This is a genomic window from Nostoc sp. KVJ3 (genome assembly GCF_026127265.1).
Lineage (GTDB): Bacteria > Cyanobacteriota > Cyanobacteriia > Cyanobacteriales > Nostocaceae > Nostoc.
The window spans coordinates 674,910-689,301 of the sequence record NZ_WWFG01000002.1; the positions used below are offsets into that span (position 1 = coordinate 674,910).

A 14,392-nucleotide genomic window follows, 5' to 3' on the forward strand; every position below is an offset into this window, starting at 1 on the left:
GAGATTTAGAGAAAAATCATTTGCTTTTATTTTGCTTTTATAAAGTGGAGTCGTTACGTATAAACAACTTTGTCGGGAGTAGTGATTTATTATTCTGGTATCCATTTCCAGAAACAATAAGCACCATAACCAACTGCTGCTGCTGCAACTGCTGGTGCTGCAACCGTGATAGCTACACCTGCTGCCATACCACCGCCAACTGTCGCCCCAACAGCCGCTAACCCTGAAGTGATTCCAGTAGCACTCAGACCAGCAACAGTTCCATAGGCTGCAACAGCACCAACGGCTCCGGCAGTGCCAGCAGCAGCACCAACAGTCGTCATTGTTCTACCAACAGCACGAGCTTCTCGCTCCTCGCTAGTAAGATTTTCGTCATCTTCTAAAACCCTATTCATTGCTAGGGTTGTTATAGCAGCAGGAGCCATACCAAGTGCGCCAATGCCTGCAACTGCGGCTCCACTTACAGACGCTCCTCCTGCTGTTGCTCCAGCATTTTTGACTTGTTCGCTTGCGTGTATTCCTGTCTTACACCATGTAGCAAAGTGTTCGCAATTATTACCAAACAGGTTGTAGGCGTTTTCCCCCAATCGGCTTTCGGCGCGTTGAATTACAACATGAGGCAAGTCAAAACTACCATACTCCCTTAGAAATACTGTCTTTCCAGATGCAAATGAATCCCAAGAAACACGAGAAATATTTCCCTGATTTTTTGTGTAGTGAATAACTGTACCATCACCACAGTCAATACCATGATGGCTGTAACCACCACAATTAAAGTAAATATGATCACCTTTGCTCATGTTGTAGTCGCCTTTAATACTCAGTTTTGTTAATAGCAACAAAAATAGTAGTTGCTTAAGATATTTGTGGCACAGTCTTTATCTGGATTACTAGAGTACTTAAACTGAGTTAGCTTAAAATATTGAAATATTTTAAGATCATCTTTTTATACTAAAAAAATGTTTAAATAAGTATTTATATTTAAAAAGATTTTTTTAAAAGTAATACTTCATAAATATCTGAGTTTAATTTTTAGCCAATCAGAATATTTTGGGTATTACCACTTAAACTTGCTACCGAGTCTATAAGTAACCATGCAGAATTAATTACAGCCATTGCGAGCGAAGCGAAGCAATCCTAGCCCCCACGATTGCTTCATTTCGCTTCGCTCCATTCGCAATGACATTGTGTAATGAATTTTGTTTAACTACTTATATTTAGTTGCACTGCGATGGCTGCACCAACGCCAAGGACAAACGCTAGTAAGTAAGGAATCGGATTTACACCTTTCCCCTTTAGTCTGACTCAAGGGGAAAGATGCAAAAAACAGCAACCTCTACCGAATTCTCTCTACTTCTACGGTATTCAGTCAGCAATGAACAAGACACACTTACGTGAGAAAGTGGGAACACTGAGCGGAAAAATGCCTTCTAGGGTATTACTGATGTTTATACTTAGGAAAAATTCTTTTAGAAAGACCTTATATTAAGGTTTGTAAATGTTACACTAAAACCTATCCAATGATGGATGTCTTTATTAAAATTTAAACTGTGTCAAGTTATGAACAAGATCGTAATATTACACTACCGATCCCCAGAAAATTGCGATTAACTTGACGTAGTAATAAATTAGGTTCTGACTTAAGTGGCTAATCAGGTATTATATTATATCGCAGTCAGGACGCGATTTTTCCGGGAAAGTTCGTTGCCACGTTGTATATATTCATCAAAAAGGTGAATAACCTCAATAATACAGAGGATAAACCATGAAGGTATTCGACAATACCACAAAAAAGATTTTTCTGGCTAGCTGGGTATCAATCAATCAAGCAGAGACTAGTCAACACAAAGTAACCCAGCTAAACCGTTCTATTTCTAAGCCTTACTGGGATATTCTCCAACCTTTACGGCAGCGTGTAGAAAGCATTCAAGTCAGCGATCGCCAACTAGCTCACCGTTTATGTAAACTAATCCCATCTCAGTGCCCCTTTGAGCGAGATGTCAAAGTATTTGGGAAAACCTTGTTTCACATTCCGCCAATGTGCAAACTCAACCCCTTATATGAAGAAGTGGTTGGTTTACGTTTCCGAGCGCTGTGCTATCTAGCCGATGAATGCGGCGAAGATGTATCACAGTACTGTTGAAGGAAAAGTTAGGAGTTAGGAGTAATGGGTCAGGGATCAATAATATAACTCCTAACTCCTAACTCCCTGCTATTTTTTACTATTTTTTTATTATTTCTTTTGCCATTTTTGAATGGCATCCTGAGCATCTTCGTAAGCGCCTGTCTCCTCTGGCACTAAGGCAGCAGTTGCAATTGCAGCATTGCGGTCTCCTTCTGTGGCGCGACGCTTGGCCAGGTCTAAAATTTTCTCACTCCATTTATTGATCGATTTTTGGGCAATATCGAAGCCTGGTTCACCTGCTGGTACTTTCTTGGCAACTTCGATCGCCCGATTGTAGGTAGATGCCTGTCCAGACTTAATTAAGGCATTAGCCGCATCTAAAAGAGTTTGGTTACTCACATACTGCTTGCCCTCTAGCCGCCACAGGTTAATTTCTGATTGTGTTTTGGCATAGAGCGGCTCTTCTTTGGTAATTAATCGAGCGGCAGCAATAGCGCCAGCATACTGTCTTTGTTTAGCACGACCCTCTGCTAAATCTAAAATCATTCGACTCCAAATCTTAATATTCTCCTGGGCTTGTTCGTACAGTGGTTCACCGGGTTTAATTTTTCGGGCTGTAGCGATCGCTATGCTCAAATCGCTAGCCTGAGTTTGTCTAAGGGACATTTTCGCCAAGTCTAATACTGCTTGATTCCGCTTTTTCGACTCGGAATTAGAATTTATTTGAGCGCTAGATTGGTTGTTGACTCTAACTACTGGAGTGCGTAGGCGTAGCCCGTCGGAGACATCGCTTGGTAAATTCTCGATTACCTGGCGATCGCTAGCAGTATTATTGGGTAATGTCCTTGAGACTTGCTTAATTCTAAAAGTTTCTTGATTACGGAGAAAAACTACAGCAATTAAACCTGCTACCAGCAAGCTGCCTCCGCCCCACAAAATAAACTGTTTCCAAAAAGGAAGGCTTGGCTGATTCGGTGGTAATCGAGAGACGTAACCTTTAGAGGAATTAGGGATAAATCTGCCACTCGAATTCACTCCTAAAGAAGTTTCTGCCATTGGCTGGGAAACTAAGCTAGTAGCTGACTCCTGGACTGGTTGACTTTTAGGCTTCTCGACCTTGTGAGCTTTCACCTGTTGGGATGAGTTCACAGTAGCTTCTCCCCATCTCCCCCGTTCGGCTGAAGTTCTTGGGTAATCATCGAGGGGAGGCGCTGCAAGGGCGATAGCAAAGGATTCTTCTGGATAAATCACCGGATTTGCTTCAAATTCCTGTTCAATTGCCAATTCTGGCAAGATTACCTGCGCTCTTGATGGGATAATCGTCGCAGGGTTTTGGACAGGCCGCCAGTGGTGGTGACATAATTTTGGCATGACCAAGCTTAGATAACTTTCTAAATCTGCCAAGTTGCTGCCATTACCAGAACGCAAAGCTTCTAACAAAGCTGCTGTAAAGAATCCGTGACCTAATTCACTACTTTCATGAGAAAATTGCTCTGGTTGGCAAGAAAGAATTGTCGCGAGTTGTAATTCTTGGGCTAGTTCTATTGTTTCTTCGCCAACGGGAGCATCCGCTTGAGTGCCAAAAGCGCGGTTGATATCAAGTAGTAGCAATACATTCAAGTCAGCAAGTTGCAAACTTTGCATTAGCGATCGCAATTCTATGCCAGTCTCTTGTACGAGTTCGGGGTTGCCCTCTACTGGCATTAAGTAATCTTTGCCCTTGTAGTTGACCCCATAACCGCTAAAAAATAACCATACATAATCTTCCGATTGCCAACTTGTCGCTGCCAAATCCTCAAGCAGCAGCAAAATATTTTCTTTAGTTGGATAAGTTGATATATCTCCAATTGGCGGCGAAGTATCCGTCATTAACAGGCAGTGCTTGGGGAGAAAACCTGCCTCTGTCACCAAAAAATCCTCTAGTGCCTCAGCATCAGCTTGGGCACAACTTAAAGGTTGAAATAACTGATAGTGATTGATGCCAATCGCGATCGCCCAATAATTTGCCATCCCGCTCTTTGTCAGTTATTGTTTGCTGGTCTTAAAATTGCGGTTGGCTTTGCCAAAAAAACAAAGCTAACCTATGTCTTAATAGTCTCGGTGATTCTCATCGAATCTTAAGTTAGAATGTAATTTTTATTACGTTATATCGTCGGAAAATACCTTTTACCTAATTTCAATAACAGATCATTACTAAGGAGATAGAAGGTCATGAGCAAGATTTCTGCTCACCTACCATCATCGCTCGCTCCCTTTTCATTTATTAGCCAAATTGCCAGACAAATCCGGATAGTTCCTTTATTAATTTTGCTCGGATCTACTATTCCTGCGTGGTTTCTGACGGAAGCGATCGCACCGCAGGTTGTGCGCGCTTACACCGCTAGAGTCGATCTAGCTATTGACCGCCTACCGGAAGAAAACTATGAAACCGTTCTCAGGAGGGCGGAAGCGGCAGCGAGGGCAGCTGCTCAGAGGAGCTTCGACCAAGATATATTGGTGACAGATGTTTCAATAATTATCTCAGTACAAAATTATGGAGCGATCGCACCAGTTCTAGCATTAGATGTAAGTCGTCCCCAATGGCGATCGCGTCCTGATGCTCAAAATTGGGCCACTTATTTTAAAACGGCGCGATCGCTACTTTTCTTTGACAATAGCTCTACAGCAGCTAGCAGTGTGCCAACCAAAAAATGACGGGTTGAGCTAGACACGGAGACGCAAAGAGTGGAAATTTTAAAAAATTCCCTCTGTCGCCGTGTTTTACTTCAGTCTCAACCGCTCACTATTGTTCTTCACGTCAGTAGATGGACTAGAATAAGAAGGTTGTCAAGAATCACGATATCTGCTGACATGGCTGTTCCTAAGAAGAAAACTTCCAAATCAAAACGAGATAAACGTCGAGCTACCTGGAGACACAAAGCTGTCGTCGAAGCTCAGAAAGCCCTATCTTTGGGTAAGTCAATTTTGACTGGACGTTCTACATTTGTCTATCCAGCTGCTGAAGAAGAGGAAGAAGAATCATAATTTCCCAGTCAGGCAAAGCATAAACAGCACCAATCTTCTTACACTGGATAAACGCTTTTTATTAGCTTTCCTGATTGCATTTTGAATCATAGATACTCTATACAAGCTCATTAGAACGAGAAAAATTGGTAGTGAGTAATTGGGAAAATCCATTACCCATTACCGAGTAGTTCGTAATGACGCTCTCTACAAGACGCTAAAAGCGAACGCGGACTCGCTTTCTCGTGTCGCTAACGTAATTCGTAATTACGTTATGGATGGGGATTTATACCCTATAGAGGTCGGAGACTCTAACCCGATTTTTAATTACGAATTAGTAATTATGTTGATGAGTAATAATTAAGTAAGCAATCATATAAAAAGTAAAACGTCTGGTAGTATTAGCAACTCAGTAATAAAGCTTGTAAACACCTTGAGAAAACTTATTTTTCTCCAACTATGCTAGGAAAATTTTTTCAGAAACCAGGGAAAGAAGAGGGGGAACGTGTCCCTCCTGGTCAACACTTAGCTAAAGGTTTCCCCGTATTAACTTACGGTGCAACTCCCCAAGTCAGTATTGAGGAATGGGAGTTTAAAGTTTGGGGTTTGGCAAAACCTGCTACCTTTAGTTGGTCAGATTTTATGGCGCTACCTCAACACGAATTCACAGCAGACTTCCACTGTGTAACGCGCTGGTCTAAGCTTGATGTCAAATGGACTGGCATTAAAGTTACAGATTTTATGGGTCTGATTGAGCTAGACCCGAAAGTAGCCCACATTATGGAACACTGCTATGGCGGCTACACTACCAATATTTCTGTAGAAGATTTCATCCGTGAAGAAAACTTCTTTGCCTTTAAAGTCTTTGGTGAAGACCTTCCATCTGAACACGGTGGCCCGATGCGGTTAGTTGTTCCCCACCTCTACGCTTGGAAAAGTGCTAAGTGGATTAATGGTTTAGAGTTTTTAGGTGGTGAAGAACTTGGTTTTTGGGAACGCAATGGTTATCATCGCCGTGGTGAACCTTGGGCTGAGGAGCGTTACAGCAATGCTTTTGCGTTTTAAGAGACGTGATGAATCGCGTCTGTACAGGAGTTGGGAGTTATTCAATTTTAAATTTTAGATTTTTTCTTCAATCAAAAATTCAAAATTTAAAGTTGACAAAGCAAGGAGTTATAGATTTTTATTTTTCACTCCTAACTCCTAACTCCTCACTTTTTTAACCCAGAAGTTTCTTTATGAGTGGTAGTTTGCCCGCATAAGGAGCATATCGCCATTTTAAATCCAGCCAGAAGGAGTTTTGCAATACACTTTTTTTATGGGAAAAGGTGTCAAAACTAGCTTTACCGTGATAGTTGCCAATACCGCTATCTCCCACCCCACCAAATGGTAAAGACGAGACACCGACCTGCATCACTGTGTCATTGATACAGACTCCACCAGATGAAGTTTCTTGCAAAACTCGCTTTTGCAGGTTTTTGTTTTGAGAAAATAAATATAACGCCAGGGGTTTAGGTCTAGAGTTAATTAATGCGATCGCTTCTGTAATGTCAGTATATTCAATTACAGGTAGAATAGGGCCAAAAATCTCTTCCTGCATTATAGAATCTTCTAAAGAGACATTATCAATCACTGTGGGGGCGATATAACGCTCTGAAGGTTGATTTTCTCCACCGATGAGAACTTTACCATCTTTGAGGAAGTTAACTAACCTGTCAAAATGTTTTTGACTGATAATCCTGGCATAATCAGGACTGGTTATAGGATTATCACCATAAAATTCTTTTAGACCTTTTTTCAGCCCATCTATTAAATCTTTTTTGATTTTTGCATTAACTAAAAGATAGTCTGGGGCGATACAAGTTTGTCCAGCATTAATAAATTTGCCCCAAGTGATTCGTCTAACAGTGTATTCAAGATTAGTGTCAGTATCTACAATACAAGGACTTTTGCCACCCAATTCTAAAGTCACTGGCGTGAGATATTTTGCTGCTGCTGCCATAATGATTTTGCCGACGGCTGTGCCACCGGTAAAAAAGATATGGTCAAACTTTTCTGCAAGTAGTTTTTGACTTGCTTCCACACCTCCTTCTACGACTGCAATATAAGCGGGATCGAAATGTTTGGTAATAATTTCAGTAATAATATGGGAGGTATGAGAAGCAATCTCTGAAGGTTTGATAATTGCACAATTTCCGGCTGCGATCGCACCTATTAACGGTGAGATAATTAACTGAAATGGATAATTCCAAGGGCCGATAATTAAGACAACCCCTAACGGTTCTGAATAAATTTTCGCTGAGTAGGAAAAGAAATCCCAAGAAACCGCCGCTTTTTTAGGACTAGTCCAGTTTTGAAGATGTTTTATAACATAATCAATTTCCTTAATTACGCTGATTTCTGTAAGATAAGTTTCTACTTCAGGCTTATGTAAATCTGCTTGTAAAGCCTCGACTATTGCTTGTTCATGCTCAATAATTGCTTGCTTGAGAATTTTGAGTTGTTCAATGCGAAAAGTGACATCTTTAGTTTTGCCAGATTGAAAAAAATGACGCTGATTTTGGATAATCTTGCTGACGTTAGATAATTCAGTAGTAATCATTGTTTTGCACCCTAAAAAAGTATTTTTTTAATGTAGTCTTGCTATTCCAGAATATTTAATTCATATTTTTATATATTTGATTTTCTCATTGTAATAATTACTTTAAATCCTTGCTATATAGTAGTTATAATTTATGAAATATTCGGATAAAATACTCCATATTTCATAAATTATAATTGCTAATTTTCTCATGTTGTCGTGGGTAGAAGAACAATAAATACACTACCTTTACCCAACTCAGAATTCAACAAAATAATCCCTTGATGTGCCTCGACAATTCGGCGAGCAAGGTAAAGTCCTAAGCCACTACCAGAACTTTTGTGACTACCTTGACGAAATCGTTCAAAAATGGTGGCTTGTTCTTCAGTGGGAATACCTGGGCCAGTATCCGCTATCTCAATTCTAATATAATTAACGGAATTGGATTTTCCAAATAACTCAGATTGACTACTTTTGTCGAATTGAGGTTGAGAGGTGAAACGAATATTAATAGATCCAGAGTCGGTAAATTTGATCGCATTACCGATAAGATTTGTAAATAGACGATGCAATTCCAAGCGATCGCCCATGACTGTGTTTGACTCTTCAGTAAAATCTAAATTTAGCGACAGTTTTTTATCTTGAGCTAGAGGTGCTAATTCTCCAGTCACCTCCTCTAGCAAACGTCCCAGATTAACTGGTTGAAATGCCAAGCTTTTGCGACCGGCTTCAAAGCGATAAACTTCCAATAAGGTATTGACCATAGTCAGCAGGTTGATATTACTACGGGCCATGATGGTGATTACTTCGTGCATTTGCGGTGATAATGTTCCCAACGCACCTTGTTGAAATAGCATCAACATGCGATCGGCAGCTACTAAAGGAGTGCGTAAATCGTGAGTGAGACGAGAGACAAAATCTTCTCGCTGACGGGCAATTTCATCACGTTCATCCATACTATGCTTCAAACGTAAGAGCGATCGCACTCGTGCCAGCAATTCATCTACTGTTACAGGTTTGCGGATAAAATCATCAGCACCCAAATCTAATCCGTGGGCGACGTTGGGCGCATCGTGGGCAGTAATCAGCAATATGGGGATATATTGTGGCAATTTCATCTCTCCACGAATATATTTAGTGACTTCGTACCCGTCCATACCTGGCATCATCAAATCCAGCAAAACCAAGTCACAAGGAGAAGCTTTCAATTCTGCTAAAGCCGAAATTCCATTTTCTGCTGTGCTAACTGTGTAACCTTCTTCTTCCAAAATAGTTTTGATCAAAAACACGTTATCAGGAGAGTCATCAACAACCAGAATTTTACCTGAGCGAGAAGATTGTGAAGTCATATAGATGCAAGGTACGGGGTAAAAGTAAATTTTTGATAAGACTAGCTGTATTTGTAACAATTTGTCTAGCTATATGTGTGTGAATCGTTCTCTTTTGTTGGCTCAGGCAGAGACTTTAGAGATGTTTTGAGCAAAATCCAATCGAGATAGAGTATGAGAATCTGCATTTTCAGAAAGTAGTTGAGACATTGGAAACTTTCATCCCTCAGCAGCCATGCCCAGATTTTTTTCAGCAATAGCACTAGGATAACTTCAATACATTTCTTGAGAATCAGAGTAATTAATATTTCTAACATTGCGATCGCCTCAGTTACTTGACTGAGTTCAATGTCGCAATTTTATTTTGTAGTTATTTATTTGACTTGTTGTGACTTAGATTGACTTGTCTTGACATATCTTTACTAGCCGCCAATCTCTGCAAACGCAAGCTAGACTGAACTTTAAGGCGATTTCACACTAGGTATATGTCGTTACCAAGAGACTTTCTGACACAACTAGAGCAATACAGCGAATTGTCAAACCGAGAAAAGGCAGTCTTTTTGGAAATCTTTGGTAATGGCAAGAGTCGGCTCTTAGTAAATTGCTTAAACAGCGATTGTAATATTAGCGATAAAATTAGACAAAAAATTGAGCATAACTTGCTATTACCAATAAGTAAAATATAAACGAAAAATAACACAGAGATTTTCTAATTTTGCATTTTAAACTTTTTTCCACATTTTCTGATGAAAGGGAGTGTGCAACAAGTAAATAAGAAACCATTCCTTATCATAAAACAACGGATATTTGGCAACGAGCCACCATGCTCATTCCCCAGAGACGATATTATCCAACACTTGCTGGAATTCTGCTGTGGAAGGAATTGCGTAGGCGTTGGCGTAGCCTCTCGCAGAGAAGCCCGTCGTAGACATCGCTCCCATTACACAATTTGCACTGACTGAGTGTTAATTTCTGTTAAATTAGTCAATCTGACATCATTTGTGAACAATGTTGCATTTAGAGATTTTGCAGTTGCTACAATTATTGCGTCAGGAAGCCTGAGTCTATATTGTTTGCGAAATTCGATTGTTAAATTCTTAATATTATTATCAACACCGACAACTGTAATTTTATTTAAAAAATCAATAATTTGTGTTTCTTCTTCTAGACTAAGATTTGGATAAGAGAGTAATTCAATCTCAGTAATCACTGAAATATTGTCCTAATGGTAGTGGGTTTACCAAGCGACCACCCAAAAAATACAAGACTACATTTGTATCTAAAAAAATCAAAGTTTGTATCAACACTACTCATGCCTAATTTGCTGCTGATATTCCAAAGGGTCTTGAGTTAATTGAATTACACCAGCATACTGGTTTAAATTAAACTCTTGTTTTTGTTCTGATTGATGAGCTTCTAATATCTTCTCAATTTGCTGCCAGTCCTGATAATCAATCAACACTGCTACCGGACGCATGGCTTCATCAGTCACAATTTTTGTCTTAAAAGGTAGCATAATTTTCTATATCAAATACAACATTTTACTATTTGATCGTAACCTCAAGACAGAAAATTAATGAGGGCAACTTTCTTCTCATCTTTAAGAGCGATATCTAGCAAAAAAACGCTCTATGCCTACGCTTATTTCCCAGAGGTGAGATTATCTAATAGTTGCTGGAATTCTGTTGTGGAAGGAATTGCGATCGCACTTTTGAAAAGCGTTTTTAGCACAGATGGTTCTTCTATCTTATTGACAACTTCGACAATAGAGCTTGGCACTTCTCCAAATCGTGTTTCTAGAACTGTAATTATGCTTTCTCTAGCAGTTTCAACAATTCCTTCTTCTTTTGCTAGCCTTTCAATACTAGTTACGTACCGCATTCTATCTGCCTCCTCGTAACTTCTTACTTCTGTTTTAAAACTAAGTGCCAACTCTTTTGGCAAAACCATTATCCAGTCGATAAACCGAAATAATTCCCGAATATCTTCCCGGCTATATCCCCGTTCATACAGCCGTCTGACTAGGCTTAGTTTCCACTGTAGCCGATTTTCTGGGTTTCGTTGCGTTGCTTTGGTCTTGAGATGCGCCATCACAATTACACCAAAGGGGTTGGTCGTTTGCTCTAAGGTTTCCCACCCTTGCTCATAGTCCAACAGTTTCGCCACAGGAAACTCTAAGCTGACACGACACCCGCCCAGTTGATAGCTGTAGGTGGAAGGTCGCCAATTCGCTTGTTCATCTGCTAAAACTGCTAAACTAATGACTCGCTTTTTATGGCGGTCAAACAAGCGGTAATTATATGTATACATCCGTTCGGCAAATTGGCTGTCATATTGCCCTTGGACTTCCACATGAACCAATACCCAAGCTTCTTCTCCATCCAGTAGCCAAACTTTTGCAACTTTATCGACCAAACGCCGCCCAATTTCTGCATCCGGTTCTAGCTGTTGCAGTTCTGTGTCCAGAAATTCATAAGGTCGCGTCCAGTCGATTTCGGCATAAGCTTGGGTGAAAAAGAATTCCAGAAAGCGGGGAAAATATAGCTCGATGACTTCTTTCCAAGGACTATCGTAATCAGTAAGTTGCTCGGTCATGAATTAAAACAAAAAGTATCTCTGTGCCATTGGTAAAACTGTCGCAGGTTCACAAATCAGCAACTTACCATCAGCCCTGACTTGATATGTTTCTGGATCTACTTCAATGTGGGGTAGTGCATCATTCAGCTTCATATCCCGCTTACTCAATTGGCGTGTCCCAGAAACTGCAACTGCTGCCTTTTGTAAACCTAGCTGGCTGGGAATTTCTTTCTCTAAAGCTGCTTGGGAAACAAAAGTTAATGATGTGGCATGACGCGCCCCTGCAAAACTACCAAACATCGATCGCATATAAACGGGTTGCGGTGTGGGAATACTGGCGTTAGGATCGCCCATTTGCGCCCATGCAATCATTCCGCCTTTAATCACTATCTCTGGTTTCACACCAAAAAACGCCGATCGCCACAAACATAAATCTGCTAATTTTCCCTCTTCCACTGAACCCACATATTGAGCAATTCCGTGAGCGATCGCAGGATTTATAGTATATTTAGCAACATATCTTTTTGCCCGAAAATTATCTGCTTTTTGCTCAGTTCCTTGTGGGTTAAGAGTTCCCCGTTGTAACTTCATTTTGTGAGATGTCTGCCAGGTACGAATTATAACTTCGCCTACCCTCCCCATCGCCTGGGAGTCGGAAGAAATCATGCTAAATGCGCCTAAGTCGTGCAAAATATCTTCAGCAGCAATGGTTTCTCGGCGGATACGAGATTCAGCAAAAGCAACATCTTCAGCGATCGCAGGATCGAGGTGATGACATACCATCAACATATCCAGATGTTCGTCTAAAGTGTTGAGGGTGTAAGGGCGTGTGGGGTTGGTGGAAGATGGTAAAACGTTGGCTTGTCCGCAAACTTTGATGATATCTGGTGCGTGTCCACCCCCTGCGCCTTCGGTGTGGTAAGTGTGGATGACACGATTCTTGAAAGCTGCGATCGTATCTTCCACAAATCCGGCTTCATTCAGGGTATCAGTATGAATCGCTACTTGCACATCATATTCATCGGCAACACTGAGGCAAGTATCAATTGCTGCGGGTGTAGTTCCCCAGTCTTCATGTAGTTTTAACCCCATTGCACCGGCGGCTACTTGTTCTATAAGTCCTTGGGGTTGACTTGTGTTACCTTTGCCCAAAAATCCTAAGTTGACGGGAAAAGCATCAGCAGCTTGCAACATTCGGTAAATATTCCAAGGGCCGGGGGTGCAGGTAGTGGCATTTGTACCTGTGGCGGGGCCAGTACCGCCGCCGATCATGGTGGTAATGCCGGAAGCGATCGCCACGTCAATCTGTTGGGGACAAATAAAATGAATATGGGCATCAATACCGCCAGCAGTGAGAATCATTCCTTCACCAGCTAAGGCTTCAGTTCCGGGGCCAATAATAATATCTACATTGTCTTGAATATAAGGATTTCCGGCTTTACCAATTTTGAAAATCTTGCCATCTTTAATGCCAATATCCGCTTTGACAATACCCCACCAATCGAGAATTAAGGCATTAGTAATGACTAAATCTACAGCACCATCGGCGTTGGAAATGGGGGATTGTCCCATTCCGTCACGGATGACTTTACCGCCGCCAAATTTTACTTCATCGCCGTAGGTGGTGAAATCTTGTTCAACTTCGATAAATAATTCTGTGTCTGCAAGTCGGATGCGATCGCCTACTGTTGGCCCATAAGTTTCGGCGTAGGCGCGGCGATCCATTCTGTAACTCATTATCTCATTCCTCTTAATTTAAAATATCTGAATCAATTTCTAATTCAGTTCTCCATTCTGATAAAGCTTTATCCCAATTTTCTTCCCACTTTTGTGCTAATAATGGTTTTGCTTTTGACCCCATTCTGTAGCCGAGAGCTATCTGTTCTAAGAAATCAGGGAGAACATCTGGCGATTTTACGAGGATGGATAATAACCCGCCTCCTACTAAGAAAACAGCTAAATTTCTGCGGGTTTGGGCTAATTCAAAAGCTTTAAGACCTAGTTCTCCCAGTCCATCAGTCTTAAAACCTGTAACTATATGCCAAATATCATGAGTTTGACGGCTGCGTAACAGCACATAACTCACATCGTCTTCTACTTGTATTTGACGATAAAAACTGGGGTCAAAACCAGATTTTTTAATATAAGATGCGTAGGCATATCCTAATGAGTCTTCAGGATATTGCAGCAATACTTCGATATCAGGATATGGTGCAATATAACGTTCTTGAATCAACAGGGATACTTCAGGTTGAGTATTTAACCACTCAACAGATAATAAACTCGCCTGGGTGTAACGCAACTCATCTTCAAGATTGTAAATATAGTCTAGGTTAGTTGGTTCTCTAAACAGACACACCATTGATTTCAATATAGTTTTAAAATCACGGCTGATGCGTCGCTGTTCTGCTATTAACATATAAAATCCTCAATGAATGTCTGAGTCTATTTTAGATTAGTGGCAAGTTTCCGTTAATTTTGGCGTTGAAGCCGTAGACTTGGCGAGTACCTACTAAGGGGACTAATATAATTTCTTTTTCATCCCCTGGTTCAAAGCGGACTGCGGTTCCTGCGGGGATATCGAGGCGCATTCCTCGCGCTTGTTCTCTGTCAAAATTTAAGGCGCTGTTAACTTCATAAAAGTGATAGTGGGAACCGACTTGTATGGGGCGATCGCCTGTATTTGACACTTGCAATTTTATAGTTGGACGACCAACATTTAGTTCAATTTCACCTGTTGGTGTGATAATTTCTCCAGGAATCATATTCACCTTTTTA

15 protein-coding genes are annotated in these 14,392 nt (G+C 40.8%); 5 read left to right on the top strand and 10 right to left on the bottom strand.

The window, feature by feature from the left end:
• Positions 1-89: 89 nt before the first annotated feature.
• Entirely contained in the window at positions 90-800 is a 711-nt protein-coding gene (locus tag GTQ43_RS18945) for a lecithin retinol acyltransferase family protein (RefSeq protein ID WP_265274315.1), read from the bottom strand.
• Between the two features lie 965 nt (positions 801-1,765).
• Here GTQ43_RS18945 and GTQ43_RS18950 point away from each other — a divergent pair.
• Positions 1,766-2,143, top strand: coding sequence for a Mo-dependent nitrogenase C-terminal domain-containing protein (locus GTQ43_RS18950; RefSeq protein ID WP_265274316.1), 378 nt, complete (start codon positions 1,766-1,768; stop codon positions 2,141-2,143).
• Positions 2,144-2,233: 90 nt separating this feature from the next.
• Here the strand turns inward: GTQ43_RS18950 and GTQ43_RS18955 are convergent, their stop codons facing one another.
• On the bottom strand, positions 2,234-4,135 hold the full coding sequence (locus GTQ43_RS18955; RefSeq protein ID WP_265274317.1) for a caspase family protein: 1,902 nt from the start codon (positions 4,133-4,135) through the stop codon (positions 2,234-2,236).
• A gap of 201 nt (positions 4,136-4,336) precedes the next feature.
• Between GTQ43_RS18955 and GTQ43_RS18960 the strand changes: the two genes are divergently transcribed.
• From GTQ43_RS18960 to GTQ43_RS18970, 3 genes are all read left to right on the top strand, one after another.
• On the top strand, positions 4,337-4,819 hold the full coding sequence (locus GTQ43_RS18960; RefSeq protein ID WP_265274318.1) for a hypothetical protein: 483 nt from the start codon (positions 4,337-4,339) through the stop codon (positions 4,817-4,819).
• 156 nt (positions 4,820-4,975) lie between these two features.
• Entirely contained in the window at positions 4,976-5,149 is a 174-nt protein-coding gene (gene rpmF / locus GTQ43_RS18965; protein WP_094328804.1) for a 50S ribosomal protein L32, read from the top strand.
• 438 nt (positions 5,150-5,587) lie between these two features.
• Positions 5,588-6,193, top strand: coding sequence for a sulfite oxidase-like oxidoreductase (locus GTQ43_RS18970; RefSeq protein ID WP_265274319.1), 606 nt, complete (start codon positions 5,588-5,590; stop codon positions 6,191-6,193).
• A gap of 154 nt (positions 6,194-6,347) precedes the next feature.
• Here GTQ43_RS18970 and GTQ43_RS18975 read toward each other — a convergent pair whose 3' ends face one another.
• A complete protein-coding gene (locus tag GTQ43_RS18975) occupies positions 6,348-7,730 on the bottom strand; it encodes an aldehyde dehydrogenase (protein WP_265274320.1) in 1,383 nt (460 codons plus the stop codon).
• 188 nt (positions 7,731-7,918) lie between these two features.
• Positions 7,919-9,058, bottom strand: coding sequence for a hybrid sensor histidine kinase/response regulator (locus GTQ43_RS18980; RefSeq protein WP_265274321.1), 1,140 nt, complete (start codon positions 9,056-9,058; stop codon positions 7,919-7,921).
• Between the two features lie 464 nt (positions 9,059-9,522).
• Here GTQ43_RS18980 and GTQ43_RS41785 point away from each other — a divergent pair, with 464 nt between their 5' ends.
• The gene (locus GTQ43_RS41785; RefSeq protein WP_414859124.1) at positions 9,523-9,723 is read left to right on the top strand and encodes an NACHT C-terminal helical domain 2-containing protein; all 201 of its coding nucleotides are present in this window, start codon (positions 9,523-9,525) and stop codon (positions 9,721-9,723) included.
• Positions 9,724-9,977: 254 nt separating this feature from the next.
• Here the strand turns inward: GTQ43_RS41785 and GTQ43_RS18985 are convergent, their stop codons facing one another.
• From GTQ43_RS18985 to GTQ43_RS19010, 6 genes are all read right to left on the bottom strand, one after another.
• The gene (locus tag GTQ43_RS18985) at positions 9,978-10,247 is read right to left on the bottom strand and encodes a PIN domain-containing protein (protein ID WP_265274322.1); all 270 of its coding nucleotides are present in this window, start codon (positions 10,245-10,247) and stop codon (positions 9,978-9,980) included.
• A gap of 96 nt (positions 10,248-10,343) precedes the next feature.
• Complete coding sequence (locus GTQ43_RS18990; RefSeq protein WP_265274323.1) at positions 10,344-10,553, bottom strand: hypothetical protein; 210 nt, start codon at positions 10,551-10,553, stop codon at positions 10,344-10,346.
• Between the two features lie 125 nt (positions 10,554-10,678).
• Positions 10,679-11,632 (bottom strand): transposase, encoded by a 954-nt coding sequence (locus GTQ43_RS18995; protein WP_265274326.1) that lies wholly within the window; start codon positions 11,630-11,632, stop codon positions 10,679-10,681.
• 3 nt (positions 11,633-11,635) lie between these two features.
• Positions 11,636-13,351: an urease subunit alpha gene (gene ureC, locus GTQ43_RS19000; RefSeq protein WP_265274327.1), complete on the bottom strand. Its 1,716-nt coding sequence runs from the start codon at positions 13,349-13,351 to the stop codon at positions 11,636-11,638.
• A 13-nt stretch (positions 13,352-13,364) separates the two neighbouring features.
• Positions 13,365-14,033 (bottom strand): Coq4 family protein, encoded by a 669-nt coding sequence (locus GTQ43_RS19005; RefSeq protein WP_265274328.1) that lies wholly within the window; start codon positions 14,031-14,033, stop codon positions 13,365-13,367.
• Positions 14,034-14,064: 31 nt separating this feature from the next.
• Positions 14,065-14,379, bottom strand: a complete 315-nt coding sequence (locus GTQ43_RS19010) for an urease subunit beta (protein ID WP_265274329.1) — start codon at positions 14,377-14,379, stop codon at positions 14,065-14,067.
• Positions 14,380-14,392: the final 13 nt, after the last annotated feature.

Coding starts and splice junctions, on each gene's coding strand:
- GTQ43_RS18945 (WP_265274315.1), bottom strand. CDS start 800: ATGAGCAAAGGTGATCATATTTACTTTAATTGTGGTGGTTACAGCCAT.
- GTQ43_RS18950 (WP_265274316.1), top strand. CDS start 1,766: ATGAAGGTATTCGACAATACCACAAAAAAGATTTTTCTGGCTAGCTGG.
- GTQ43_RS18955 (WP_265274317.1), bottom strand. CDS start 4,135: ATGGCAAATTATTGGGCGATCGCGATTGGCATCAATCACTATCAGTTA.
- GTQ43_RS18960 (WP_265274318.1), top strand. CDS start 4,337: ATGAGCAAGATTTCTGCTCACCTACCATCATCGCTCGCTCCCTTTTCA.
- rpmF (WP_094328804.1), top strand. CDS start 4,976: ATGGCTGTTCCTAAGAAGAAAACTTCCAAATCAAAACGAGATAAACGT.
- GTQ43_RS18970 (WP_265274319.1), top strand. CDS start 5,588: ATGCTAGGAAAATTTTTTCAGAAACCAGGGAAAGAAGAGGGGGAACGT.
- GTQ43_RS18975 (WP_265274320.1), bottom strand. CDS start 7,730: ATGATTACTACTGAATTATCTAACGTCAGCAAGATTATCCAAAATCAG.
- GTQ43_RS18980 (WP_265274321.1), bottom strand. CDS start 9,058: ATGACTTCACAATCTTCTCGCTCAGGTAAAATTCTGGTTGTTGATGAC.
- GTQ43_RS41785 (WP_414859124.1), top strand. CDS start 9,523: ATGTCGTTACCAAGAGACTTTCTGACACAACTAGAGCAATACAGCGAA.
- GTQ43_RS18990 (WP_265274323.1), bottom strand. CDS start 10,553: ATGCTACCTTTTAAGACAAAAATTGTGACTGATGAAGCCATGCGTCCG.
- GTQ43_RS18995 (WP_265274326.1), bottom strand. CDS start 11,632: ATGACCGAGCAACTTACTGATTACGATAGTCCTTGGAAAGAAGTCATC.
- ureC (WP_265274327.1), bottom strand. CDS start 13,351: ATGAGTTACAGAATGGATCGCCGCGCCTACGCCGAAACTTATGGGCCA.
- GTQ43_RS19005 (WP_265274328.1), bottom strand. CDS start 14,033: ATGTTAATAGCAGAACAGCGACGCATCAGCCGTGATTTTAAAACTATA.
- GTQ43_RS19010 (WP_265274329.1), bottom strand. CDS start 14,379: ATGATTCCTGGAGAAATTATCACACCAACAGGTGAAATTGAACTAAAT.